Annotated in this window: 24 protein-coding genes, 1 tRNA gene and 1 pseudogene; 12 read left to right on the top strand and 14 right to left on the bottom strand. The window is 66.5% G+C overall.

Annotated elements, in window-relative coordinates:
• Positions 1–97 precede the first annotated feature (97 nt).
• Positions 98–1,498 carry an aspartate aminotransferase family protein gene (locus H5V44_RS06840; protein WP_185192359.1) on the bottom strand — a complete coding sequence of 467 codons (1,401 nt, stop codon included), beginning with the start codon at positions 1,496–1,498 and terminating at the stop codon, positions 98–100.
• A gap of 173 nt (positions 1,499–1,671) precedes the next feature.
• Between H5V44_RS06840 and H5V44_RS06835 the strand changes: the two genes are divergently transcribed.
• The 3 genes from H5V44_RS06835 (at position 1,672) to H5V44_RS17965 (ending at position 4,187) form a co-directional block, all read left to right on the top strand.
• The gene (locus H5V44_RS06835; RefSeq protein WP_185192358.1) at positions 1,672–2,490 is read left to right on the top strand and encodes an enoyl-CoA hydratase/isomerase family protein; all 819 of its coding nucleotides are present in this window, start codon (positions 1,672–1,674) and stop codon (positions 2,488–2,490) included.
• A gap of 120 nt (positions 2,491–2,610) precedes the next feature.
• Positions 2,611–3,780 (top strand): thiolase domain-containing protein, encoded by a 1,170-nt coding sequence (locus H5V44_RS06830; protein ID WP_185192357.1) that lies wholly within the window; start codon positions 2,611–2,613, stop codon positions 3,778–3,780.
• Complete coding sequence (locus H5V44_RS17965) at positions 3,777–4,187, top strand: OB-fold domain-containing protein (RefSeq protein WP_185192356.1); 411 nt, start codon at positions 3,777–3,779, stop codon at positions 4,185–4,187. The genes H5V44_RS06830 and H5V44_RS17965 overlap by 4 nt, the downstream gene beginning before the upstream one ends.
• Positions 4,188–4,201: 14 nt before the next feature.
• On the opposite strand, the gene H5V44_RS06820 is transcribed toward H5V44_RS17965, so the two are convergent.
• The 4 genes and pseudogenes from H5V44_RS06820 to H5V44_RS18100 form a co-directional block, all read right to left on the bottom strand.
• Positions 4,202–5,134: an SDR family NAD(P)-dependent oxidoreductase gene (locus H5V44_RS06820; RefSeq protein ID WP_185192355.1), complete on the bottom strand. Its 933-nt coding sequence runs from the start codon at positions 5,132–5,134 to the stop codon at positions 4,202–4,204.
• 150 nt (positions 5,135–5,284) lie between these two features.
• The gene (locus H5V44_RS06815) at positions 5,285–6,955 is read right to left on the bottom strand and encodes a class I adenylate-forming enzyme family protein (protein ID WP_185192354.1); all 1,671 of its coding nucleotides are present in this window, start codon (positions 6,953–6,955) and stop codon (positions 5,285–5,287) included.
• Between the two features lie 515 nt (positions 6,956–7,470).
• Positions 7,471–8,028: an IclR family transcriptional regulator gene (locus H5V44_RS06810; RefSeq protein ID WP_246403810.1), complete on the bottom strand. Its 558-nt coding sequence runs from the start codon at positions 8,026–8,028 to the stop codon at positions 7,471–7,473.
• 39 nt (positions 8,029–8,067) lie between these two features.
• A pseudogene (locus tag H5V44_RS18100) lies at positions 8,068–8,250 on the bottom strand (helix-turn-helix domain-containing protein); the annotation flags it as partial.
• Between the two features lie 356 nt (positions 8,251–8,606).
• Here H5V44_RS18100 and H5V44_RS06805 point away from each other — a divergent pair.
• Entirely contained in the window at positions 8,607–8,933 is a 327-nt protein-coding gene (locus tag H5V44_RS06805) for a DUF6684 family protein (protein WP_185192352.1), read from the top strand.
• Positions 8,934–10,221: 1,288 nt separating this feature from the next.
• Here the strand turns inward: H5V44_RS06805 and H5V44_RS06800 are convergent.
• Positions 10,222–10,770 (bottom strand): DUF4188 domain-containing protein, encoded by a 549-nt coding sequence (locus H5V44_RS06800; RefSeq protein WP_185192351.1) that lies wholly within the window; start codon positions 10,768–10,770, stop codon positions 10,222–10,224.
• A gap of 600 nt (positions 10,771–11,370) precedes the next feature.
• Here H5V44_RS06800 and H5V44_RS06795 point away from each other — a divergent pair.
• Complete coding sequence (locus tag H5V44_RS06795) at positions 11,371–11,880, top strand: DUF3592 domain-containing protein (protein WP_185192350.1); 510 nt, start codon at positions 11,371–11,373, stop codon at positions 11,878–11,880.
• A gap of 149 nt (positions 11,881–12,029) precedes the next feature.
• Positions 12,030–12,524, top strand: coding sequence for a hypothetical protein (locus H5V44_RS06790; protein WP_185192349.1), 495 nt, complete (start codon positions 12,030–12,032; stop codon positions 12,522–12,524).
• 439 nt (positions 12,525–12,963) lie between these two features.
• Here the strand turns inward: H5V44_RS06790 and H5V44_RS06785 are convergent.
• From H5V44_RS06785 to thyA, 4 genes are all read right to left on the bottom strand, one after another.
• Positions 12,964–13,038, bottom strand: a tRNA-Glu gene (locus tag H5V44_RS06785).
• A gap of 78 nt (positions 13,039–13,116) precedes the next feature.
• Positions 13,117–13,863 (bottom strand): archaeal proteasome endopeptidase complex subunit alpha, encoded by a 747-nt coding sequence (psmA, locus tag H5V44_RS06780; RefSeq protein ID WP_185192348.1) that lies wholly within the window; start codon positions 13,861–13,863, stop codon positions 13,117–13,119.
• A 94-nt stretch (positions 13,864–13,957) separates the two neighbouring features.
• Positions 13,958–14,503 (bottom strand): dihydrofolate reductase, encoded by a 546-nt coding sequence (locus H5V44_RS06775; RefSeq protein WP_185192347.1) that lies wholly within the window; start codon positions 14,501–14,503, stop codon positions 13,958–13,960.
• Positions 14,500–15,498 (bottom strand): thymidylate synthase, encoded by a 999-nt coding sequence (gene thyA, locus H5V44_RS06770; RefSeq protein ID WP_185192346.1) that lies wholly within the window; start codon positions 15,496–15,498, stop codon positions 14,500–14,502. The genes H5V44_RS06775 and thyA overlap by 4 nt, the downstream gene beginning before the upstream one ends.
• Positions 15,499–15,592: 94 nt before the next feature.
• On the opposite strand from thyA, the gene H5V44_RS06765 reads away from it, so the two are divergent.
• Positions 15,593–16,102 (top strand): hypothetical protein, encoded by a 510-nt coding sequence (locus H5V44_RS06765; RefSeq protein WP_185192345.1) that lies wholly within the window; start codon positions 15,593–15,595, stop codon positions 16,100–16,102.
• Positions 16,103–16,200: 98 nt separating this feature from the next.
• Complete coding sequence (locus H5V44_RS06760; RefSeq protein WP_185192344.1) at positions 16,201–16,536, top strand: hypothetical protein; 336 nt, start codon at positions 16,201–16,203, stop codon at positions 16,534–16,536.
• 43 nt (positions 16,537–16,579) lie between these two features.
• On the opposite strand, the gene H5V44_RS06755 is transcribed toward H5V44_RS06760, so the two are convergent.
• Positions 16,580–17,071, bottom strand: a complete 492-nt coding sequence (locus tag H5V44_RS06755) for a chemotaxis protein CheW (RefSeq protein WP_185192343.1) — start codon at positions 17,069–17,071, stop codon at positions 16,580–16,582.
• Between the two features lie 193 nt (positions 17,072–17,264).
• On the opposite strand from H5V44_RS06755, the gene cheB reads away from it, so the two are divergent.
• Genes cheB through H5V44_RS06735 form a run of 4 tightly spaced genes read left to right on the top strand, consistent with a single transcriptional unit; the run spans position 17,265 to position 22,758 of the window.
• A complete protein-coding gene (gene cheB / locus H5V44_RS06750; RefSeq protein WP_185192342.1) occupies positions 17,265–18,470 on the top strand; it encodes a chemotaxis-specific protein-glutamate methyltransferase CheB in 1,206 nt (401 codons plus the stop codon).
• A gap of 2 nt (positions 18,471–18,472) precedes the next feature.
• Positions 18,473–21,004, top strand: a complete 2,532-nt coding sequence (locus H5V44_RS06745) for a chemotaxis protein CheA (RefSeq protein ID WP_185192341.1) — start codon at positions 18,473–18,475, stop codon at positions 21,002–21,004.
• Positions 21,004–21,867: a CheR family methyltransferase gene (locus H5V44_RS06740; protein WP_185192340.1), complete on the top strand. Its 864-nt coding sequence runs from the start codon at positions 21,004–21,006 to the stop codon at positions 21,865–21,867. The genes H5V44_RS06745 and H5V44_RS06740 overlap by 1 nt, the downstream gene beginning before the upstream one ends.
• 6 nt (positions 21,868–21,873) lie before the next feature.
• Positions 21,874–22,758 carry a CheF family chemotaxis protein gene (locus H5V44_RS06735; RefSeq protein ID WP_185192339.1) on the top strand — a complete coding sequence of 295 codons (885 nt, stop codon included), beginning with the start codon at positions 21,874–21,876 and terminating at the stop codon, positions 22,756–22,758.
• 30 nt (positions 22,759–22,788) lie between these two features.
• Here H5V44_RS06735 and H5V44_RS06730 read toward each other — a convergent pair whose 3' ends face one another.
• The 3 genes from H5V44_RS06730 to H5V44_RS06720 all read right to left on the bottom strand — a co-directional run bounded on the left by H5V44_RS06730 (position 22,789) and on the right by H5V44_RS06720 (position 25,356).
• Positions 22,789–23,184 (bottom strand): hypothetical protein, encoded by a 396-nt coding sequence (locus H5V44_RS06730; RefSeq protein WP_185192338.1) that lies wholly within the window; start codon positions 23,182–23,184, stop codon positions 22,789–22,791.
• Between the two features lie 171 nt (positions 23,185–23,355).
• Positions 23,356–25,125, bottom strand: a complete 1,770-nt coding sequence (locus H5V44_RS06725) for a DNA mismatch repair protein (protein WP_185192337.1) — start codon at positions 25,123–25,125, stop codon at positions 23,356–23,358.
• A gap of 66 nt (positions 25,126–25,191) precedes the next feature.
• Positions 25,192–25,356 (bottom strand): DUF7563 family protein, encoded by a 165-nt coding sequence (locus tag H5V44_RS06720; RefSeq protein ID WP_185192336.1) that lies wholly within the window; start codon positions 25,354–25,356, stop codon positions 25,192–25,194.
• Positions 25,357–25,447: the final 91 nt, after the last annotated feature.

Below are 25,447 nucleotides of genomic sequence, written 5' to 3'. Positions count from 1 at the left end.
GGCACCCACTCGCGGCCGAGGGCGGCACACGGCCACAGCGACCGAACGGACATACTCGAACGTCGACCGATACCGGAGGCCACTGGAACGTCGCCACTCAGGAGCGTCGCCCGGCGACGTCCGGCGTCTCCGTCGACGCCCGTGTCACGTCCTCGATTACCTCGGTCAGTATGTCCATCCCGACGCGGGCCTGCTCGTCGGTGAGGACGAGCGGGGGCAGTAGCCGGAGGACGTGGCCCTCGATGCCGGCGGTCCAGACGACGAGCCCGCGGCGGAGACAGCGGTCCTGGATCGCCTCGACGACCGAGGGGAGCGGAGACCCGTCCGCGGCCTCGAACTCGGCGCCGACGAGCAGCCCCCGGCCGCGGACGTCGACCAGCGAGGGGCACGCGTTCGCACACTCCGCCAGCCGTTCCCTGAGGTAGGACCCGAGGTCCTGCGCGCGGTCCAAGAGCCCGTGGCTGTCGATGTACTCGATCGCCCGAGCGCCGGCGATCATCGCGGGGACGTGACCGCGGAACGTGCCGGCGTGGGCGCTCGGTCCCCAGGTGTCGAACTCCTCCCGGTAGATCGTCGCCGAGAGCGGCAGCCCGATCCCGCCGACCGCCTTGCCGACGGTCACCGCGTCCGGGGTGATCCCGCTCCGGGTACAGCCGAACCACTCGCCGGTTCGGCCCATCCCGGTCTGAATCTCGTCGACGATCAACAGGAGGTCGTGGTCGTCCGCGATGGCGCGGAGCCCCGTCAGAAACCCCTCAGGGGGAACGATGACGCCGCCGGATCCCTGGATCGGCTCGGCCCAGATCCCCGCCGGCGAGGGGGTGTCGTCGTCCCGCAGGACCGCCCGGAGCTGAGTCAGTGTCCGCTCCAGCGACGCCGCCGGCCCACGCTCCTGTCCTCGGGCCGTCGGGTACGGCACGTGAACGACGCCGGACAGGAGCGGTTCGTAGTCGCTTTTGTACGACGACCACCCCGAGAGGCTGAGCGCGCCGGCAGTCCCGCCGTGGTACCCCCGGTCGAACCCGATCAATCCCTCGTTGCCGGTGTTGTACCGCGCCAGCTTGATCGACGCCTCGATCGCGTTGGTCCCCGTCGGGCCGCCGAAGGCGATCCGGCTGTTTCCGGGGAGCGACCCCGGGGCGATCCCGTCCAGCGCCTCCAGGAACTCGATTCGGGCTTCCGTCGGGAAGTCGATGGTGTGTGCCAGCGAATCGAGCTGGTCCTGTGCCGCCGACAACACGTACGGGTTCGAGTGGCCGACGTTCGCCACGCCGATCCCCCCGAAGAAGTCGAGATAGACGTTCCCGTCGGCGTCGCGGATCGTTGCCCCGCGCGCCGCGTCCATCGCGATGGGGAGCGAGCGCGGATACGCGACGGTATTGGCTTCGATCTCCGACTGTTTCTCGAGCAGTTCGCGCGACCGCTGTCCCGGGATGCTCCCCTCGACCTGTGGCCGCTGAGAGAAGTGGATCTCCTCGGGGGGTGGACCGGCAGCCATACCACAGCGTGAGGCGCCTGGTTAATAAATAATTTCGCCGCTCGGGAGGGTACACCCCCCGGAAGTAGTGCCGACGACCCGTCGGCCCCGCTCCGTGGGTCGCACACCCCGACAACAGGGTGCGACCGGATATCACACCAACTGTTTTGACAGTTCCCGCGCTCTACCCGGGTATGCCGGAGGACTTCAGCGACCGATTCGAGACCATCCAGTGCCGATTCGACCACGAGACAGGCATCGGGCGGATCGTCCTCGATCGCCCTGACGCGCTCAACGCGATGACCGAGCAGACGCTGACCGAGTTGCCGGAGGCCATCGAGACCCTCGAGCGGTTGGATCGGCAGGGAGACGGCGTGTCGGTCCGCGTCGTCATCCTCTCGGGCGCAGGCGACGACGCGTTCTGTGTCGGTGTCGACGTCGACGACATCGGCGAGGAGCGGTATCCGTACACCGCCTCGACGTTCAGAGAGGCGCTTTTCACCGTCGAGGAGTACGGCGCGCCGACCGTCGCCGCCATCGACGGCTACTGCGTCGGCGGCGGGATGGAACTGGCGCTGATGTGCGACTTCCGGATCGCCAGCGAGCGGAGCGAACTGGGGTTCCCGGAGGTCGACCTCGGGATCTTTCCCTCGGCGGTCGGAACGACCCAGCGGCTTCCGAGACTCGTCGGGCCGAGTCGCGCGAAGGAACTGTGTATGACCAGCGAGTTCCTCTCCGGAACGGAAGCGGCTGACGACGGGTTGATCAACTACGCCTACCCCGCTGACGATCTCGATGCGGAAGTCGACGCGTTCGCCGAACGGCTGGCGGGGAAGGCACCGCTCGCGGTCCGGGGGATCAAAGACACCGTCGATCGCGCGAGCAGTATGAGCCTGCAGCAGGGCATCGACTACGAGTATCAGGCGTACCTCCCGCTTCTCCACACCGAGGACTACGCCGAGGGGATGGCGGCCTTCGAGGCGGACCGCGACCCCTCGTGGGAAGGACGGTAGCTCCACCCGAACACTAATGTCTCCCCGCCGGCCATTCCGCAAGTGACTGGCGGCTGCCGGGGTCGAAACCGCGTCACGGCGACGGTCGGGACCGCGAGCAACCCAGTCGAGGACACAACAATGACAGACGACGTGGACGCGTACATCGCGGGTGCCTTCGAGCATCCGACGCGGGAAGCACCCGACAAGTCGATCGCACAGTTACACGCGGAAGTCGCCGCCGGCGCGCTCGAGGACGCCGGGCTCGCCAAAGACGACGTCGACGGCTACTTCACCGCGGGTGAGAACTACCAGGTCGGCCGGTATCCACCCCTGGCGATGGCCGACTACCTGGGACTGGACGTGTCGTACTTCGATTCGACCGACGACGGCGGTTCGGCGTACGTCAACCACGTCGGCGAGGCCGCGGCGGCGATCGCCCACGGCAAATGCGACGTCGCACTCGTCACCCTGGCCGGCCGGATGCGGACCGACGACCGGGACCAGCCGGAACACGACGATTCGATCCTCCAGGAGAACTTCGAGCGGATCTACGGCGCCGAGACGCTGCCGGTGTACGCGCTTGCCGCCCGGCGACACATGCACGAGTACGGGACGACATCCGAGCAGCTCGCCGAGATACGCGCCGCGGCGTCGCATCACGCCCAGTACAACGAACACGCGATGTACCGGGAGCCGGTCACCGTCGAGGAGGTCGTGGCGTCGCGAACGGTGAGCGACCCGCTGCACCTGCTTGATTGCTGTGTCGTCTCCGACGGGGCCGGGGCGTTCGTGGTCGTGTCGGACGAGGTACGCCGGCAACTCGCCCGGGAGTGCGTGGCGGTGTTGGGCCACGGAGCCGCAATCGAACACCACGACGCCGGCCGGGTCGACCTGACCCGGACGGCCGCGCGGGATTCGGGGCAGCGCGCGTTCGACCGGGCCGACGTGGGACCCGCAGACGTCGATTACGCCTCCATCTACGATTCGTTCACCATCACCGTCCTCCAGACGCTGGAGGACCTCGGCTTCTGCGAGAAGGGCGAGGGCGGGTCGTTCGTCGAGGACGGCGCGCTCAAGGCGCCCCACGGGACGCTCCCGTTCAACACCGACGGCGGCGGGCTCTGCTCGAACCACCCGGACCGCGGCGGGATGACGAAGGTCATCGAGGCGGTGCGGCAACTCCGCGGCGAGGCGAACCCCGAGGTGCAGGTCCCCGACGCCGAGGTCGCGATCGCCCACGGGACAGGCGGCTATCTGGGGACGAGACACGCCGGCTCGACCGCGGTCCTCGGGAGGGTCGGACGGTGAGTTGGGAACCGCGACCCGTTCCCGAGATCTCGCCGGAGACCGCGCCCTACTGGGCGGCGGCGGCGGAAGGGCGGCTCCTCCTGTGTGAGTGCCAGGACTGCGACCTCCAGTACTACTACCCGCGGGCCAGGTGTCCCGACTGCCTGAGCGGCAACGTGGAGTGGATCGACGCCGCGGGGACCGGCACCGTGTACGCGTACACCGCCACCGAGATCGTCTCCGGGTGGCCCGAGGAACACCTGCCGCTCGTGCTCGCGTACGTCGAACTCGACGAGGGACCGCGGATGCTCACGGACGTGGTGGACTGCGGCCCCGACGAGGTCGAGGTCGGGTCGTCGGTCGAGGTGACCTTCGTCGACACCGACGACCCCGACGTCGCGATTCCCGTCTTCGAGTTGCGCAGGTAGCGTCCCGATCTCGGCTACTCGTCGACGTTGGGAATGTTCGGCTTTGCGATCCGTTCCGTCTCGTAGCCGCTCGTGAGTTCGTCCCAGGCGTCGGCGATCTGTTGGGGCGTCCACCCGCCCGTCTTCGTCGACGCCGGGACCTCCTTGGTGATCTTCCGGACGCGGTCGGGGTCGGTGATAAACGAGAGCTCGCCGGAGCCGAGGCCGACGGTGCAGCCGGTGATGTCTTCGGCCGCCTCGCTCGCCATGAACGCCGGCAGCGGCGCGACGAGCTGTGGGCCGTGGGTGTCCTCGGACATGCCGTCGGGCTGGTACTCCTCGGGGATCGACTTGTACATCCGCGTGTACGCCTCCGGCCAGAGGCTGTTCACCCGCACGTTGTACCGCTTGAGTTCCTGCGCGCAGTTACGCACGAGACCCAGCACGCCCGCTTTGGCGGCGGCGTAGTTCGGCTGTCCGGCCCACCCGATGGCCGCGCTGCTCGAGACCCCCAGGAAGGACCGCTGGCGCTCGAACTCCTCGTCCTCGTACCGCTGTTTCCACTGCTGGGACGCGTTCCGGAGGAGCGAGAAGTGGCCCTTGAGGTGGACGTCGATCACGGCGTCCCACTCGTCTTCGGACATGTTGAAGATCATCCGATCCCGGAGGATCCCGGCGAAGTTGGTGATGCTGTGGACCGCACCGTACTCGTCGACGGTGTCCTGGATGAGTTCCTCGGTGTAGTCCAGGTCGGTGATGTCGCCGTAGTGGGTCATCGCCTCGCCGCCCGCGTCGGTTATCTCGTCCACCGTCTCTTGAGCGGGCTGGATGTCCTGCCCCTCGCCGGAGAGGTCGGCCCCGAGGTCGTTGACAACGACCGAGGCCCCCTCATCGGCCATCAGTTTCGCCGTTTCCTCTCCGAGACCACGACCCGCGCCCGCGACTACACAGACGGTATCGTCTAACATTTCGTCCGAGCCAACAGATCCGTGTCGAATAAATGTTTCCCAACCCGCGGTTGGCGTCAGCAGCGCGGCCGGTCGAACAGCCCGAACCGATCCGCCCGTGCTGACAGAGGACAGTGTCACGCTGACCCGGGTCTCGCCTCCGTGAGGCGTTCAGCCGCGGAACTTGATCCCGAACTGGAGCGGTTCGGGGACCAACTGCCCCCGATCGAGCTTGCCGTTCTGGTTGCGCGGGAGCTCGTCTACGATGCGGAAGATGTCCGGAACCTTGTGGTCGGCGAGGGTCGCCGCGCACGTTCGCCGTAGCTCCTCCTCGGTGAGTCTGGCTCCCGACTTCGGCACGACGGCCGCGAGAACCCGCTCCCCCAGCACGTCGTCCGGGAACGAACTCACGCCCGCCTCGCGGACGTCCTCGTTGGCCAACAGCGTGTTCTCGATCTCCGCCGGGTAGATGTTCTCCCCGCCGCGGATCATCATGTTCCCCTTGCGGCCACGGAGTTCGATGAGTCCCTCGTCGCTGATCACGCCCACGTCGCCGGTGTAGTGCCAGCCGTCGTCGAACCCCTCGTCGGACCCCCCAGGCGCGTTCAGATACCGTTCCGCGACGAACGGCCCGCGCATAGCCAGCTCTCCGGTCTCGCCGGGCGGGAGCCTGTTGCGGTCCTCGTCGACGACGGCGATCTCCGTGACGGGCGACGGCATCCCGACGGAGTTCGGGTGTTCGTCGACGTACTGGTCCGGAAGCATCGCCGCGATGCCGGCGAAGTTCTCCGTCTTGCCGTAGGAGTGGTACAGTCGGATCTCCGGGAACGCGTTGCGGATCGTCGGCAGTACCTCCCCGGGCATCGGGGCCCCACCGTACGCGAACTTCACAAGCGACGACGTGTCGTGGTCCCGCTGGTCGACTTCCTCGGCGGCGAGGATGAGGTGCGTCGGAACCCCCATACAGTACTCGACGCGCTCGGTTTCGACGGCCCTGAGGAACCGCTCGGGACTGTACTCCCGGAGGACGACCGACGTGCCGCCGATCGCGAACGCCACGAATAACCCACACACCAGCCCGGTGACGTGGAACAGCGGCGACGGGATCAAGACGGTGGTCCCGTCGTCGATCCCGTGGACGTACACGTTGTTGAGCACCGCGTTCGTGCAGTGGAACTGTTCGATCGGTACCCCCTTCGGCTGTCCGGTCGTCCCGGAGGTGTGCATAATCATACACAGATCGTCGGGAGACGGGACAGCGACGTCGAGGCTGACCTCGTCGTGCCTCAGGAGATCGGTGTAAGACCCCGAGGCGTCGGAGTCCCCGATCCGGATCACCCGTCGACCGGACGTCTCGAAGCCCGTTCCCGCCAGCGTGTCGAGCGAGCGTGATTCGACCACCGCGAGGTCGGGGGCGGCAGTGTCGAACATCCCCTCGATTTCGGACGCCGAGTGCCCGGTGTTCAGCGGGATCGTCACCGCCCCGATCCGGGCGCTGGCGAGGATCACCTCGATCACCTCCGGGCGGCTCCCGCTGATGAGCGCGATCCGATCCCCGGCCGTCAGCCCCCGGTCGCGCAACCCCGCGGCGACCCGATGGACCCGCTCGGCGAGTTCCCGGTAGGTCCGTCGGACGCCGGTTTCGGGGAACACGAACGCGGCCTCCTCCGGGGACGCCTCGGCCCCCGCGGCGAACAGCTTCCAGAGTGACTCCGGCCGGTCCCTGTAGGCGCGGACCGTCTGCCCGCGGTACGTCGTCACTTCGATTTCGGGGAACGCGTCGAGCCGGTGCGTTACGACGTTGTCCCGCCACGTGATCGTATCAGTCTGGAGTTCACTCATTGTCTCGCGTTCGTCCGGGGGAGCCGCTGGCGCGGGATTCGTTCACCGGTATAATAAGTGTGTCGCGTAAGCGGATCGAACCGGCCGGTGAGCGGCGTCTCTCGGCGGGTCGTTTGTTCATATCAACACGGTGTTCGGGGCAAACAGGGCATAATACTGGTTAGCCGAGGCCGTCGAGGTCGACTGTTCGGGTCACCGAGTCGTTGATAATAACGAACGAGCCGTTCGCGTCGAATGCTCCTCAGCGTCGGGGATCGGCTCGGCGGCTCGCACCGGTGGGCCGGTCGTCGACGGCCGACCGGGAACGACGCGTGACGCCCGTTTGTTCGATATATACAACAGCTCGTCGGGACGGCCCCCCGCTGACCCGACGCATAAAACAAGTGTACGACTGTTATTTCTGAGCGCGAACGAACCCATCCGCCGAGTGTAGCCCGAGTTTTCCCGCGGTACGGGGCCACGGGACCGTGTGGTCCCACGTACAAACCGGGTCGCGACGGACGTACCGGATACGCTCACTCCCAGGGCGACGACACGGACCCGCGGAGGTCGATCTCGTTGATTACCCCGCGCAGCAGGTCCGGTAGATCCTCCAGGAAGTACGTGCCCGTGAGGCGGTTCTTCGGACCGCCGATAGTGATCGAACCGATCGTCTCCTCGCCCTGCGTCACGGCTGCGCCGACCGCGCGGTACCCGGTGATCGCCTCCTCGTCGTTGACAGCGATCCCGGTTTCGCGGATCTCCGCCAGTTCCTCGAACAGGGCCTCGGTATCGGTTATCGTCTCGGAAGTGTACTCCGGGAGGCCGTACTCGTCGATGATTTCGGATACTGTTTCGTCGGGATACGTCGCGAGGATCGCCTTCCCCCCGGCGTGAGCGTGCATAAACTCCCGGTTGCCGATCCGGCCGCGGAACTTGTCGTTGATGCCGCGCTCCCCGACGGCGACGTCGAGCGTCACGAGCTTTCCGTTGTCCTCACAGGTTAGCCACCCGATCTCCCCGGTCTCTTCGATCAGGCTGTCCAGCGACGGCCGAGCCAGTTCGAGGATCGGATGCCTGTTGCGGGCGTACATACCGTGATCCAGATATTTCAATCCGATGTGATACTCCGTTTCATTCTTTTTTACGTATCCTTCAGAGTGGAGCGTCGACAGATACTGATAGACCGTACTTCTCCCGATATCGAGGTTTTGGGCCACTTCACTCGCCCCCGCACCGTCCAGTCGCTGTAGTTCCTGTATTATTTGATGAGATGTTACGATCGATTGTATTTTTCGTGGTTGTTCGTCGCTCATACACCTACGTTCGTTTCAGTGGACAAAAATGTGAGCGTCGGATCGCCGAACTGGTTCGTGTCGTGGTCGGTCCCGGGTTCGAACGAACGGTCGGGTCGCAGCCGTGAGGACACCTGAACTGGCGTTTCAGCGGCCCTCCGGGGATTTTTATCCGTGAACGGAAGAACCGACTGAGGTGTCGCCCGGGATACGGCCACACACGAGCACCGAACGTCTTCGTGCAGTCAAAGGGGGGGAGACGGTTCTTCCCGGCGGGGGCGTCCGCTTTCGCCCCGAGGTGGTCACACAAGCGACACTGCGTTTCGGGAGAGAGTACGAGGAATTAATTCCTCCCCGACCGTCGGATCAGACATCCGATGTCGCGAGAAACCGACGTGAACGACGGCGACGACGCCACCTCCGCCGCGTCGAAACCCGACGGGCGGCGCGAGTTCGACCGGGAACTCCTCTCTGATCTCTCTGTCAACCTCGTCCCGATCGGGATCATCGCAGTGTTCACCCTGCTTTTCGTCGTCCTCCGGCCGGCCGGTGACGTCAGCGACTCCGTCATCGTCTTTCACGCTGCGCTGGTCGGCGGGGTTGTCCTCGTCAGCGTCGTCGCCGGGTGGGCGATCACCCGGAAGCGGTCCCCACTGGAAGGAAGCGCGGCGAGGAGTTACGACACGGAGTCCGACCGCGACTGAGCGGCGGTGCGCCAGTTCGGTACGAGGGTCCCCTCGTCGGGGATCGAGCGTCACCGGTTCTTCGCGTCCGCGGTTGCCGAACGCGGAACGCCTCATACGGATTATTGTAGTCAATTACCGATCATCGCGACACCGTCTCCGGCGATGACCGGTAATTCGTTACAATAATTCGTATCAATCACGGGGGCTCAGTTCGGAGTCAGCACCGATAGTGAGTTGCATCGGGCCGGAGTGATCACAGTCCCCGACGATCCGGGCTCGTGGCCCGAGTACGCTCCGTTCGAGCCTTGTATCGGAACGCACCTCGACGGCGTCGATAACCACGGTCGAGCGACCGTCGGCGTCCACGATCCCGCATCGGTCACCGAGAACATCCGAAGCCGAGCTTCCGAGACCGGCGATCCGGCCCCATCGTCCCCCTCGAGCTCCTGAAGGGGAACGACGACCGTGTACGTAGTCGTCTCTCCCTCCTGATTGGTTATCCCACCGTCGAGATTGATGATGTCTTCCCACGGATCGTGCGAGGTAGAAGTGGTGTTGGAAGGGTACAACACGAGAAATTCGCAGTCACCGGTGCTGGGGTTACGGAGGGCCCGAATGCCGCGGGTGCTAATACTGTCGGCTGTAGTCGCGTGACGGATTTCGCCACCCCGGGGTGTCGAAAATCGTCACGTAGGTATAGCCAACAGTATAAGCCCCCCGTCCAGGGGTGCGTTCAACCGGCTCTGGTGTTCGTTGTCGGCGAACTCCGAAAATAGAACGCGTCAGTCTGTCAATTACGACTGCGTTGTCCGCGGCTTCGGATAGAGTGCGAGGCCGACAATCGCTGATAGACACGCGACCAGGTTCCCTTGCCAAGGCGGAGTGCCGGGAGTATGCTGAAGCACTGATAGCGTCGCCGACAAGTTTGGGAGATAGAACAGTAGAATAACTATAGGCAACGCATAGACGGCCCATTTCCGATCGTTACGGAACGGAAAGGCCAGCAACAGCAGAATCACGACACCGACTGTGAACCACCCACCCCCGGCAACGGTCATTAGCGCTGAGATCAGCACCTGAGTGGCCGCCTCAACCCCGCCCCAACTCCGTGAGAGTGCCTCTGCGTGGTATGGCATAAAGGAGCGCTTGAGCATATAGAGTCCACCCAGGACCAGACTCACCACCGCCGTGACACCATACGAGAGTCCGGCTGCCAGTTTTCTCCGTCCGCTATCGCTGAGTTCCATAGGGTCCCACCAGTCTCACTGAGTCCTGATTACGGTAGGGGGGAGTTGCAACACCATATCTATTCTTCACCGGAAGTCTCTAACGGCGAATCGCTCCCGTCGGTGCGCCCGAGCCGACCTGCTGCCGTGTTATGCTGATCTGCGGCTGGAATGATCTCGGTTGTCTCGCCCGCTGCCAGTCCGAAGGGTGGCATATTGTTGTAGACCGTTTCGTACTCGTCCGGATCAACGAGGTACGTCTCGTGCCAAATACCAACAGCAGCATCCTCCTTGGTGCCGTCTTCGTAGTACTCCTGCCAAGTGGGGAAGTGTAGGCGATCACTATCTCGCGCGTACTCACGGAGGTCCTCGAATGAGTCCCAGTACTGCACGAATCCGACGTTCCGGATACCTGGACCAACGATGGTCCGGCTTCCGAGCAATCCCGACTCCGGCTCCGAAACGAGTTCTCGAACCATACGAGGGGCAACCAGAAAGATCGGGAGCCAGCGGTGAATCTTCCAGAGCGCGTTGATGCGAAGGCCGATATGGAAAACCACGAATTCATCCTCTCGATCAGCTGCGACTTTCCGTTCGACAACTCCGTCCGTGTTTTGTTGTATCGTCATTTGTATGCGTAAGGGCTCATACTCGTTCGACCAGTAGTTGGTTTCAGTAGCTTCCACGGAAAGAAAATTTAAAAAAGTGCTTCTAAATCAATAATTGCGGTCGGATATGAGTAAATATTGTCGAAAGTCTAGGACTTGTCATTTTATACACGGACGCGAGGGTGGAAATTTCATTAAAGAAACTATAATTATTTGTGGTGTACTCCGAGAGTATTCTATCCAAACACCTCGAATGTGAAAGGACGCTCGCTCCAAACTGTGGGACTCCCACTAAGCGGGCATAACTACGGTCCGGATTTAGTAGATCGCTTCGGATAGATCCTGAGTAGATGAGAACCTATAGTAGCGTTTGCAACTGGTTTCATATCCGATCGCACGCCGTCGTGCGATCGAGTGAGCGAAAACTTGCAAACGCTACTATATAACTACGTGAAGATTTTTCACACCCCGGGGTGTCGAAATCCGTCACGCGACTATAGCCGACAGTATGAGTCCTATCGGTGGGTTGGATGGGCAGCCCCCTTAGGATAGGACCCGGTCAGCACAGTTCGTTGACTTTACAAATCACAATTTGGTTACGACGCTGCACGGGAGGTCACTATGACTGATAGTTCCGACCTCGATATCGACGGTCCGGATACGCTCCGTGGTGCGATGATTCTCCTCGTGTTGGGGCTCGGCGTGACTGGCTACGGTGCGTACGATTACGTCCAGCAATCCGATGCGATACGGAACGCGGTCGAAGTGGACGGGACGATCACCGAGGTGGGTGTCGACACGCAAAGTTCCGTGAGTGGACAATCGGGAGGGGATGTCCGGTACGAACCCCGCGTCAAGTTCACGTACGAGCATCAGGGAACCACGTATACAGGGACACACGTCTATCCGGCAGACATTTCCCCTGAATACGACCAACGGTCGAAAGCCGAGTCAGTGGTTGCCGAGTACGAAGAAGGCGCATCCGTTACCATCTACGTTGACTCGACGGACCCGAGTCACGCGTTCCTGGAGAATAAAACGTCAAACCAGCCGCTAATGATCGCTGGAATCGGGGCTATTGTCTCAGTTTTCGGCGCGGCATCGACTCTGAAGAAATATCGGAACGGGTGAGTCCAGTATCCCGGTACAAGCCGACATCCACCCCGGAAGGGTGGAAGCAGTCAGCAGTTGATTAGAGCAATTACTGAACAGAGTGTGTATGTCAAACGGTGTTTTGTTTCTCCAGGAGGTATTGCTCCACAAGAACTCGATCGGGGCGTATGGACCGGCGCGGATATCTCACCTTGATCGGTTCCAGTGCTGTCGCACTCACCGGGGGTACCGCACTCGCTGCGTCTCAGAACGAATCACGGGCTGATTACCGGGGCGACCGGAAGGTCGTCTACAATCACGACGGCTTGGATCTTCGTCTTTGCGCGGACAACGTACATCTTGGGGATGAAGTCGAGTTTGAGGCGTCTAACACGGGCGATTCGCCGATTAGTCTGGGGTGTCACAACCCGTGGGCCATTCAGCAGTATTCGGGCGGAGACTGGCACCACGTGACGTGGACTGAAGCACGCTATTACTATATGTGTGCGACCGAACTTGGAGCGGGCGAATCGTTCACAGAGGAAGTCACGCTGTCGGAGTCCGCGTTCGAACGGGACGAGGACGAAGATTACGTCGAGCTACACGCTGGACGACACCGATTCCTTCTGCTCGGTCCTGCGCCGTTCGTGGCCCTCGATTTCAACATTCACAAGGCGGGATGATTCGTGCGCAGGCTCTCACGGCCGATTCACTCATGGAGGCGTGAGATCAACCCTCGCAGAGGGAATCTAATACAGTAGCGTTTGCAACTGGTTGCACATCCGATCGCACGACGGCGTGCGATCGAGTGAGCGAAGACTCACAAACGCTACTACAGCTCTCTCCCACCGAGGAGCGCGCCGAGGCTCAATCGCTGGACGCGTTGAGCAGATACCGACGCGCTCGGTGAGGCGCTCCCGCGCGGGGTCGGTGATGAGTGGTGCGCCGCAGACGTACTCGGCCTCACCCCCCCTGTTCCAGAACCCTGATTAGCCATTTTCGCCCCGCTGAGTGGGTGCTACTGTTCTTGACGCTGTTCGATCCGTCGAGTGTCCTTGCCCTAAGCGGCTCATCTTTGTTTCTGCCCTGAAACGATGAAAATCGGAGGAAGAGAACCTGGAATGCTCCGTTTGGGATTCGAACCCAAGTCCTTGCCGTGAGAGGGCAAGATGATTGGCCGGACTACACCAACGGAGCCTACTGACGTTTTTCGGTATTTCTGGAATCGGTAAAACGGTTCCGTTTTGTCGCCGCCGAACGCCCGGAACCGACGGACTACTCCCCGTCGTCGGCGTCGTCGTCGGCCGGTGCGTGCTCCTCGATCAGGGGTTCGAGGTCGCTCTCGGGCACCGGCCGGTACCCGTCTGCGGTGATCGTCGCAACGCTCACGCTCGCCGCGTCGAGCTCGTCGTCGGTTTCGAGCAGCGCCCGCACCGCGAGCTCAACTCCCTCGTCGAGCGTGAGTTCCTCGGCCCACTCGGCTTCGAGGAACTCCTGGATGTCGTCGCGGCCGGAGCCGATCGCCACGGCCCGCCACTCCTGCGGCGCGCCCGAGGGGTCGGTCTGGAAGAGCCGCGGCGCCGAGTCGGTCCCCTCCATCCCCGCGACGAGCAGCGCGGCGCCGAACGGCCGCGTGCCGCCGATCTGGGTCGTCTCCTGGATCTCGTCGGAGAGGGTCTTCGTCAGCGTCTCGACGCCGACGGGCTCGCCGTACCGCAGTCGGTTCCGCTGGGCGGCGGTCCGGGCGCCGTCGATCAGCCGCCGGGCGTCGGCGACGTGGCCCGCCGACGCCGCACCCAGGAAGTCGTCGAGTTTGTGGAGCTTCTCGATGCTGTCGCCCTCCATCAGGGAGGAGCTGGTACGGCGCTGTGCGGCGAGGACGACGCCCTCGGCCGTCCGGACGCCGAGGCTCGGCGCGCCGCGTTTGACCGCCTCGCGGGCGTACTCGACCTGGTAGATCCGGCCGTCCGGGGAGAAAAGCGACGTGCCCCGGTCGTACGCCTGCTGATCGTTTCGGTTCATCTACTGTGGTTCCGGTCCGGGGACGGATAAAGCCACCACCGTCGCACGATATTACCGGAACCGCCAGCCGTCGGCGGCGATCCGTGCCGGATACTCACTCACGGCACCGTTCGTACGTCACGAAATCGAACGCCGCCCGCTCGTCGCGCTCGACCTCGACCCACGCGTCGTCCTCGAACGCCGGAAAGCGGGTGTCGCCCTCGTAGCCCTCGTGGATCTCCGTCAACACCAGCCGGCTCGCGTGCGGGAGGAACTGCTCGTACACCCGGCCGCCGCCCGCGACGTACGCGGTGTCGACGCCGCGCGCTCTCGCATCCGCCGCAGCGAGGTCGATCGCCTCGTCGACCGAGTTCGCCACCACCGCACCGTCGGGCAGTTCGAGCGACTGCGTCGTGAGCACGACGCTGGTCCGCCCCGGGAACGGCTCTCCGAGCGCCGAAACCACCGTCTCGTAGGTCCGCCGACCCACGATCACGGGGTGGCCGGTGGTGGTTCGCTTGAAGTATTCGAGGTCCTCGGCGAAGTGCCACGGCATCTCCCCGTCGCGGCCGATCACCCGGTTGTCGGCGACGGCTGCGATCAGGGCGATCTCGACGTCGTCGCCGTCTTCCCCCTCCTCTGCGGCGCCCGCGTCCGTCACTCCGCCACCCCGAACCGGATGCCGGGGGCCGGATCGTACCCCGAGAGCTCGATGTCATCCACCGTGAGGTCGTCGAGCGGGACATCTGCGACCTCGATCTCGGGGCGCTCCCGGGGCTCACGCGCGGACTGTTCCAGAAGGCCGGGCACGTGGTCGTCGCGCTCGTGGCCCTCGGGTTCGGGCGGCGCGGCCGACTCCAGCCACTCGCGAACCTCGCGGTACTCCGCGGGATCGTCGACGCCGGCGAGCCGCGACTGCAACGCGTCGAGGTTGTCGGCGTACCACTCCCCTCGCCGGCCCGCGCCGCAGTAGACGTGCGCGTCGACGATCGTGTGCGCGAACGTGCCCGGCTCGAACCCGGTCCGTCCCGCGATCGCGGTCGCCAGAAGCGAGTACGCCGCGATGTTGAACGGGATCCCCAGGGCGACGTCGCCGGAGCGCTGCGTGAGGTGGACGTTCAGGTCGTCGCCCTGGACGTTCAACACGAAGGTGTAGTGACACGGCGGGAGCGTCGACACCGCGGCGTTGGCTGGATGCCACGCGCTGATGACGATCCGCCGGGAGTTTGGGTTCTCGCGGAGTTGGTCTAAGGCGTACGCGATCTGGTCGAAGGTGCCCTCGTCGTTGCGCCACCGGTGGTCCTCGGCGGGCCACGACTCGCCGGGCAGCCCCTCCTCGGGCACGGGAAATCGCCGCCAGAAGCGGCCGTACGCGGTGTCTAAGTTCCCGTTTTCGTCGGCCCACGCGTCCCAGATCCCGGTCTCCTCGCGGAGTTCCCGGACGTGTTCGTCGCCGGAGAGGTACCACACGAGTTCGTGGAGCAGCGAGTTCCACCGGGCCCCCGAGAGGTCCTTGGTGGTGAGAAGCGGGAACCCCCTCCCGAGGTCGACGGTGTAGTGGCGGCTGAACGCAGCGATCGTGTCCACGCCCGTCCGGTTCGGCTTGTACGTGCCGGATTCGAGGATGTCGGTGACGAGATCGAGATACTGGCGCATCGTGAAACAGTCGCTTCTCGCGGGCGCGGAATCTTGACTGTTCGGGTGGCGTCCCGGCAACAGGGTGATGCCCGATCGGGATGTGGATCCGGCGATGCCCTCCAGGACCCGACGCGAGGTTCTGCGACGCACCGGTGCCGCGGCGGCGACGCTCGGAACGGCCTCGCTGGCCGGGATCGCGCCCCTCCCCGCAAAGCGGCTGTTCTTCGTCGGGAGCGCAGCGGTGACGCTGCTCGGGATCCTCGTGGTGCTCGCGCGGTATCCGGAGCCAGTGACGACCTCCGAACGACGGGTCCGGCGGCTGTCGCGGCGGATCCCCGCGGTCGGCGGGGACCCCGGCCGCGCCGCCAGAGCCGTACCGTTCGGCCCCGGTCGGATCTACTGGGCGCTCCGGGACGTCGGCGTCGGTCGCCGCGGCGACTCCCGGCAGGCGACAGAGGGGCTGGTCGCGCGACTCCGGCGGCGGTTCTCGGGCTCGCTGGTCCGGTACCTGGCGGCCGCGGCCCTGTTTTTCGTCGGGTTCTCCGCCTTTTTCGCCCCGTTGCCAGCTTATCTCGTCGACGCGGGCTACGCCACCGACGGGTGTTCGCGCTGTTCATCCTGAGTGCCGCGGCGTCGGCGGCGGCGTACGCCCGCGCGGGGGCGGCCGCCGCGTCACACGGGCCGATCCGGCTGTAGGCCGGCGCACTCCTGGTCCGGGCGGTGTCGTTCCCGGTCGTCGCGGTCGTCGGCACAGCCGTCGTGCCACCGCTCGGGTTGGCGCTCGTCGGGGTGTTGTTCGCCCTCGTCGGCGCCTCGTGGGCGGTGACCGCGGTGACGGCCGCGGGACAGGTGACCGGGCTCGCGCCGGAGTCGGTGCGCGCGGAGGCGCTGGGCGCGTACACCGCAGTCGGGAGCCTCGGCGGCGGCCTCGGGAGCGTGGTTGGCGGTGTGATCGCCGGCGGCGCCGGCTACCTGTCCGCGTTTGTGGTTGCGGGTTGCGTCGTGGCCCTGGCCGCGTATCTCGCGGTCGACGGGGTGCGCCGGACGACGGCGTAGCGGCTATACGAGTCGGGGTAGACGCCGCGGCCGGTCCGGAGGATCACGCCGAGGACCCGACGGTCTTCGTCGGGGTGACCCACACCACGAGGTCCTCCTCGCGGCGAACGATCCCCTTGATGAACTCCCCGCGGTCCATCGGCGGGTCCTCGACGTCGGCCATCGAGACGCGGTCGACCTGGTGGACCGCGTCGACCAGCCACCCGACCGCGGCGTCGTCCTCGAAGCTCTCGGCGTCGAAGATCACGATCCGCCGGGCCTCTGCGTCGGCGTCGACGTTCAGAAGCGTCTTCGGGTCGACGATGGAGGTGGTGCGGCCGCGGAGGTCCATCACGCCCTCCACGAACTCGGGGGCGTTCGGCACCGGCGTGACCGACCCCCGATCGACGATCTCCGAGACATAGTCGATGTCGACGCAGTAGGTCTCGCCTCCCAACTCGAACTCCAGTACCTGTATCTCGCGGGCGGTCTCCTCGCCGTCGTCTGCGGCGGCTGACCTCGGGGCGGCCGCCGCCGTGGGTTGTTGGTTCGACATAGGGGTGTGGCCGACGGCGCGGGCCGTCGGGGGCTACCGTTACTCGGGGACAGATCGCAAATAAAGGTACGCACGCCGTTATCACGGCTGATTCTTGCCGGGGAGTGCTTAAGTTGGAGAGTCGGGAAGCAGGGAGTGAAATGAGCGCCCACGGAAATTCCCTGGCCGCCGACCGCCGCGGGGAGGCGGAGCGATGAGCGCGACCGCCGGCTCCGGCGGCGACGGGACGACCCGGGCAGTCGTCGTCGACGACTCCCGGTTTATGCGGACGCTGATCCGCGGCCTCCTGGAGGACGGCGGCATCGACGTCGTGGGGGAGGCCGGCGACGGATCGGACGCGCTCGATGCGGTGATCGAGCACGACCCCGACGTGGTGACGATGGACATCGAGATGCCGACGACCAACGGCATCCAGGCTGTCGAGGAGATCATGGCCGAGCGTCCGACGCCCGTCCTGATGCTGTCGGCCCACGCCGAGGAGAACGCCGACGTGACCTTCGAGGCCTTAGATCGCGGCGCGGTCGACTTCGTCACCAAGCCGGGCGGGGAGGTCACCTCCTCGATGCCGCGGGTGAAGCGCGAACTGGTCGAGAAAGTCGAATCGGCCGCGCGGGCCGACCTGTCGGCGACGGCCCGGATGGCGTCGACCGGCACCGACGAGGGGGGCGCGTCGACGGTTCCGGTCGAGGGCGGTACCGGCGCGGCCACGACCGCGGGCGGAGCGGGAGCGACGCGCCGGGCGGGCGCCCCCGAGAGGGAGCCCGGCGGGTCCGCTACGCCGGCCGCTGAGTCGGCTCCGGGGGCCGAACCGAGCTATCCCGAGGTGGGGACGCTCGTGGTCGGCGCGTCGACCGGCGGTCCCAACGTGGTCGAGTGCGTCCTCGCGGACCTTCCCCGGGCGGCGAACCTTCGAGTGCTGGTCGTCCAGCACATGCCCGAGGGGTTCACCGGTCGCTTCGCGACCCGCCTCGACGGCCGGTCCGCCTACGATGTCCGGGAGGCCGAATCCGGCGAGCGGATCGAGCCCGGGGAGGCGCGGGTCGCCCCCGGCGACCACCATCTCGTGACCACCAGCGACCGGAACGGGCGGCTCCGCCTGGACCTGACGGAGACCGAGCCGGTCCACGGGGTGCGTCCCGCGATCGACATCACGATGGCGTCGGCCGTCGAGAGCGTCGAGGGGCCGCTGTGTGCGGCGCTGCTAACCGGGATGGGGCGCGACGGCGTCGACGGCATCCGGCGCGTAGCCAGCGCCGGCGGACACACGGTTGCACAGGACGAGGAGACGTCGGCGATCTTCGGGATGCCGCGCCGGGCCATCGAGTCGGGCTACGTCGACGCGGTCGAACCGGCCGAGGGGATCGCCGAGCGGGCACTTGCGTTCTTTACGGAGGACTAACGATGGACGAGGAACTCTACCAGGAATTCGTCACCGAGTCCGAGGAGAGCATCACCCGATTGAACAACGCGCTGCTGGAGCTGGAGTCGAACCCGGACGACGAGGAGGCGATCGACGACATCTTCCGGCAGGCACACACCCTGAAGGGGAACTTCGGGGCGATGGGGTTCGAGAACGCCTCGACGGTGGCCCACGCGGTCGAGGACCTGCTGGATGCGGTCCGGCAGGGCGAGATCGAGGTCACCCCCGAGCGGATGGACCTGGTCTTCGACGGGATGGACGAGATCCTCGACATCCTCCACGACATCGAGGAACACGGCGAGTCCGGGCGGGACCCCACCGACCTCGTGACCGAGATCAGAGCGGCCGCCGAACCGGACGGCGACGCCGACGTCGCAGACGGGACGGACGCCGCGGCGGACGAAACTGACGACGCGAACAGCACCGGCGCGGGGAGCGGCGGGACGGGAATCGAGGAAGCCCGGGAGACGGCCGCCGCGGTGCTGGCTCCCGGCGACCCCGCGGTCGCGGACGCCGACACCCTCGTCCACGCGCGGATCGCACTCGACACCGGGGAGATGAAAGGCGTCGACGGCGGCCTGTTCGTCAACGGGCTGCCGGAGGACCTCGCGGTGGTCGGCGCGGACCCGGGGTTGGACGCGATCGAGGAGGGCGCGTTCGGGGACGACTTCGTGCTCTTCGTCGCCGACACGCCCGTCACCGAACTGGAGCCGGTTCTCGAGGACCTCTGGAAGGTCGAGTCGGTGGCACTGACCGACGTGAGCGGGGTTCTCGACGGCGACGTTGCGGGGTCGGACGGTGCGGGTGGCGACGGAACCGCAGGTGACGACGCCGCGACGGAGGCGACCGAAGCAGCGGACGACCCCGCCGACGGCGGGGACGAACCGGCGGATGGGAGTCCGATGTCGGCCGGCGACGTCGGGGCCGCCACCGGAACCGTGCCCGACAGCGAGGTCGATCCGGAGTCCGCGTCGGCGGCGGTCGACGCGGTGGTCGAAGCGTACACTGACGACGGCGACCCCGAGGACGAAACCGGAAGGGAGGCGTCGTCGCCGTCCGACGCCGGAACCGAACCGACCCCAGGCACCGACGCCGGGGCGGTCGACGGCACCGTCGGGACCGGTGACGAAGCGCCAACGGACGGGCGGGACGGCGGAGCCGACGTCGCGAACGGGTCCGCGGCGTCCGAGGAGGGCGACACGGCGAGCGACGACGGAGGCGGATCCGACGGGTCGGAGAGCGGGGACCCTGACGGATCGGAGAGCGACGCCGGCGACGAGTCGACCCCGTCGATCTCGGAGGTGAAATCCGTCCGGGTCGACGTCGATCAACTCGACGACCTCCACAGCCTCGTCGAACAGCTCGTCACCAGCCGGATCAAGCTCCGGCAGGCCGTCGAGGCCGGCGGTTCCACCGCGGGGCGGGACAGCTTAGACGAGCTCGACAAGATCTCCTCGAACCTCCAGGACACCGTGATGGATATGCGGCTGATCCCGTTGAAGAAGGTGTTCGACAAGTTCCCCCGGCTGGTTCGGGACCTCGCCCGCGAGGAGGACAAACGCGTCGACTTCTCGGTGGCGGGCGAGGACATCGAACTCGACCGGACGATCCTCGACGAGATCTCCGACCCGCTGATGCACGTGCTCCGGAACGCGGTCGACCACGGGATCGAGCCGCCCGCGGAGCGCGAGGCGGCGGGCAAACCCCGGACCGGGTCGGTCGAACTCCGGGCCGAGCGCGAACACGACACCGTCGTGATCACCGTCGAGGACGACGGCGGCGGGATCGACGCCGATGCGGTCCGAGCGAAGGCCGCCGAGGAGGGGATCCGCCCCCGCGAGGAACTCGACGACCTCCCCGACGAGGAGATCTACGACTACATCTTCCACCCGGGGTTTTCCACCAACGACGAGATCACCGACGTCAGCGGCCGCGGCGTCGGGATGGACGTGGTCAAGACCACCGTCGAGTCGCTGGACGGCTCCGTGAACGTCGACAGCACCCTCGGCGAGGGGACCACGGTCTCGATCCGGCTGCCCGTCTCGGTGGCGATCATCAAGGTCCTGTTCGTCCAGGCCGACGGCCGGGAGTTCGGGGTCCCGATCAAGTACATCGACGAGATCGCGAAGGACACCCGGATCCAGCGGGTCGACGGCGCGGAGGTCGTCGTCCACGACGACACCATCTTCCCGTTGATCCGGCTCCGGGAGGCGCTCGACCTGGGAACCGACAGCCCCGACCGCGGGATGACGGTCCGGATCCGGCCCAGCGACCGGCAGATCGCGCTCCGGTGTGACGACGTCTCCCGGCAGGAGGAGGTGGTCGTCACGCCGCTGCAGGGTCCACTTAACGGAACCGAGGGGCTCTCCGGAACCGCGGTCGTCGGCGACGGCAACGTCGTGCCGATCCTCGACGTGAACTCCCTTGCGATCCCGGACGCGGGGAAACAGGCCCGGCGGCAGTGGACGCCGCCCGAACGCGAGGGCGCGGAAGCGGAGGGAGCGGCCGACTGATGGGGCCCGATACGGACGCTCGGGGCGAGGGCGGCTCCGACGGAACCACGGGGTCGTTCGACGACCTGCTGGAGTACGTCGAGTCGTCGCTGTCGTTTGCGACGAGTTCGTACAACCGGGCGTACCTCGACAGGCGGGTCTCCGCGCGGATGCGACGCCGGCGGATCGACGATTACGACGAGTACCGGTCGGTGCTCCGCGACGATGACGAGGAGCGGGAGGCGCTTTTGAACGCGCTGTCGGTCAACGTCACCAGCTTCTTCCGGAACCCCGAGGTCTGGGAGGGGCTGCGGGAGGTACTCGCGGAACTCAGCGAGGGGCGCCGCACCCGAGTCTGGAGTGCCGCGTGTTCGGACGGCCGGGAGGCGTACTCCGCCGCGATGCTCGCGCTCGACGATGACCGGATCGACGCCGACCGCTTAGAGATCCTCGGAACCGACATCAAACCCGAGATCCTGCGGGCCGCCCGCCGGGGGGAGTACCACGCCTCCGAAACCGACGACCTCCAGTCGCAACTGGAGCCGCTGGCCGACAGCGACCGGTACGTCGAGCGCGACGGCGACGCGTTCCGGGTCACCGACGAGGTCCGTGACCTGGTGTCGTTCCGGGAACACGACCTCGTCCAGGAGGAGCCGCCGCGGACGTTCGATCTGGTGATCTGTCGGAACCTGTTCATCTACATCAACACCGAGGCGAAGCAGGCAATCTTCGAGACGCTGGGGTCGGCAGTCGAGCCCGGCGGCTACCTCACGATCGGGATGACCGAGACCGTGCCCAGGGGCGCACGCGACCGCTACGAACCGGTCGAGAAACGACTCCGGATCTACCGCGACGCGAGCGGTGGCTCCGGCCGTTCGGGGTGAGACGTAGTGAGACCGGACGAGACGAAGGTGGCCGACACGCGCGGGCGGTTCCTGCAGGCCCTGCGCGACGGCCGCGAGGTGAACGACGCCGCCTGGACCAACGGACGGATCCTGCTTTCGAACCGCCGGATCGTGCTCGCGGGAACCGCCGGCAAGCGCACGTTCCCGCTGTCGGCCATCGAACGGGTAGGCGGCCGGTTCGACGTGAACCAGCGGGTCGCGACCGTCTCCGATTACCTCGCCCTGCAGTTCGACGGCGGGGAGAACGTCGTTCTCGTCGCGCCCGCGGAATACGAGGCGTTCGAGATGGACCTCTACGACGCATTGCTGTCGTCGACGAAGTTCCTGATCAGACACCCCGCAGTCGAGGGCGGCGTGGTCCAGAACACAGAGTGGGAGCCGGGGCGGGTGAAAGTCGAGGTCGACGGCGTGAGCGTGGCGACCGTCTCCGGGACGTTCGTGGAGATCCAACTCGACGACATCGGCGACACCGAGATGGGCCGGCGGACCGTCCGGGAGGAGCAGCGCGAGGTCATCGAGGTCGAACACTCCGACGACGACGGGACGAGCGTCGAGACCTACGTCTCGGGTCCGGAGCGCGCGGTCGACATCCTCCGGTCGTTGCTTCAGATCGGCGACGAACAGACCGAGACATCGCTCGACCTGTCCCAGCAGGACAAGCAGGTTCTGATGGCGTTGTACTCGGGGGTTTCACCGTTCGACATCCCGTCGTTCCTCGGGATCGACGTCGACCAGGTTGAGGAGCTGTTCGTCCGGCTCATCGACCACGACGTCGTCGACGAGGTCCGGGTACGCCACGAGGTCGAACTCAACGCCCGGGGACGGTCGATCGCGGCCGACGCGATCGACGAGCAGGGCGCGGAGATGTGACGGCGGTCCGCGCTGCGAAGGGACGGCTCGTCACCCGCGTGCGTGCGAGATGATCTCCTCGCGGGCCTCCGTCGCGCAGTCGCGATCGGCCCGCGAGAAGTGCAGCGTGTTGCCGTTAACCGGGTCCGAGAGCAACCCTCCGCTGTCGACGTCGACGCCGACCTGCTCGATCTGGATGTACCCGATCGTGAGCCCCTTCGAGAAGTCGACGCCGGTGATCTCCGCGGCCGGAATGGTCCGGTCGTCGAACCGCGACCGGTCGACGCGGTGGATCTCGACGCGGTCCGCGTAGACGGCGAGTGTCCCGTCCTGAAACTCACAGACGACGATGGCGTCGGGATGGTCCTCGGCGGCGGTGGCGCCGCCCTTCCCGCCCCCGGAGTCGCCGCCGTCGGAACCGCCCGTCCGCCACGGCAGATTCACCATCGAAGTGATCTACCGCGGGCGGGCGCAAAAGCGTTCGGCAGTCGCGAGGGTTTATATTCGATCCCGCGGCCAACCCCCCCGTGAGCTGAGCACAGCCCCGCGTCGGGCCGCGGTAGTCCGGCACGTCGACGCGGGGACGACGGCGGGTGCCGGCTGTTCGCTCCGTCACGCTCAGTCGCCGGACCACGCCGCATCCGAGAGCGTCCGTTGGACCGCCTCCTCGCCCACTGCGGCCGCGAGCGCCTCGAACCCCCGGCGCTCGACGGGGTCGGACGCGTCGGCGACCAGCCGCGAGACGATGAACTCCGGCGTCGACTTCCCGATCGTCCCGAAGCGGGGCTGGTAGTCGACCCGCAGCTCCAGGTCCTCGGTCAGCCCCTCCGCGAAGATGCCGTCGATGCGGGCCGCCGGCGGGAGCGGGCTCAGATCGTCGGCGAGGTGTGTCACGTAGACGCCCGACGCGCCGCGGTCGACGGTCAGATCCACCAGCCCGTTGAGCAGGTCGGCCGCGCGGCCGGGCTCGGTGATCGCCTCGAACTCGTCGACCAGCATCAGGGTGCGCTCGCCCGCCGACAGCGGCGGGACGATCGACTTCAGCGTCGACTCCAGCACGCCGGCGTTGAAGCTCGCGTGCCGTCGGTGGAACACCACGCTATCGAACCGGCCGACGGCGGCCCGCTCGGCTGGAACAGGGAGCCCCATCGACGCGAGTAGCGCGACCTGCGCGAGCGTCTCCAGCAGAGTCGTCTTCCCGCCGGAGTTCGCGCCGGTCAGGACGGCGACGCGGTCCCCCGACGGCGGTGTGTCCGGGAACGCAGTCGCGCTACCCGCGTCGGCGTCCGCCAACCCGTGTGACCCGATCGCGTATGTGACGGGTTGGACCTCGCCGGCGAGCGAGAGGTTCCGGGCGCCGACGACCGCCAGGCCGTCGTCGACGAACTCCGGGCGCTCCAGATCGTACTCGGCTGCGAACCGGCCCAACGATAGGTCGACCGCGATCTCGGAGACTGCCGATACCGCGACGTCGACGTCCTCGCGAGCGTCCTCGACCGACGCCCGGAGTTCCGATGCGACCGTCTTCTCGCGCTCGGCGACCTCCGTTTCGAGTTCCGAGAGGAGGTTCCGGAGCGACGTCGACGCGAAGTCCGCCTCGTCGCGGGCGTCGGCAGCGACGGCTCCCTCGACGCGCCCACGGGGGACGTCGGTCTCGCCTGCGACGTACTCCACGAACGCCCCGCGGAACTCCTCGAAGCTCCGGACCCCCTGCTCGCGGACGGATTCGAGGACGTCCAAGGCGCCGCGTTCCAGGTCGGCGACGGCGTCGCGGCGCTCCCGGAGCCGGTCGAGCTCCGCGTCGGTGCCCGGAGCGACCGATCCGTCGGCGCCGACGGTGCCGAGTGCGTCCGCAGCCGCCGCAAGGGCGTCGTCGTCGAGGTCCTCAAGCGCCGCGAACGTCCCGCCGCGGAGGCCCGCCGCCCGGAGGTTCAAGGCCGTCTCGACGGCCGCCCGATCGGAGCCGTCGGCGTCGTCGTAGGCGTCGAACGCCGACCGGACGGCGTCGCGTTCCGCGTCGTCCAGCCCCTCCCAGGCGTCCCGCGCGGCCGTCACGCGCTCCAGCCGGTCCTCCCGTTCGTCGACGGACGGCAGTGGCGTGAGCACGCGGATCCGGTCGGCCGCGTGTGCCGTGAGCGCGTGGTCGCTCGCGAGGCTCAGCAGGCTGTCGTAGACGTCTCTCGTGTCGCGCGTGCCGAGCGTCTCGATGCCGGCCGCGCCATTTGCCCGGCGGAGGATCCGTACCGCCCGGCCCCGCGGGATCCCGGCGTCGACGAGCGCGCGGATGTTCGCGTTCTCGATCGCATCGAGGGCGCGTTCGACCCCCATCGACTCCCGAAGCAACTCGCTGGTCTTGGGCCCGACCCCCCAGTACTCGTCCAGTCGCATACCACCACGTGCGGCGGGGCCACACTGTACCTTTTCGGTCCGGAGCGGTCGGGATCGGAACCGCCGCTACAGCGAGGAGACGCGCCGCGACCGGGCCTCGCGGACTGCCGCGCCCTCCCGGATCGCGTCCTCACAGTGGGGACAGACCCTGGCGTCCTCGAAGCCTTCCGGGGCGAACACCCTGACGTAGTCCCGTGAGACGAACGATCCGCAGTTCTGACACTCAGGCATCGTACCCAACCTCACAGACGTTTCCTTCGGACATAGTCGTTCCAATAGAGGGACGAGACACACCTAACACGACCCCCTATGCGGTTAGGGT

This window comes from Halobellus ruber, assembly GCF_014212355.1.
GTDB lineage: Archaea > Halobacteriota > Halobacteria > Halobacteriales > Haloferacaceae > Haloquadratum > Haloquadratum rubrum.
This window is presented reverse-complemented; position numbering and strand designations above follow the sequence as displayed.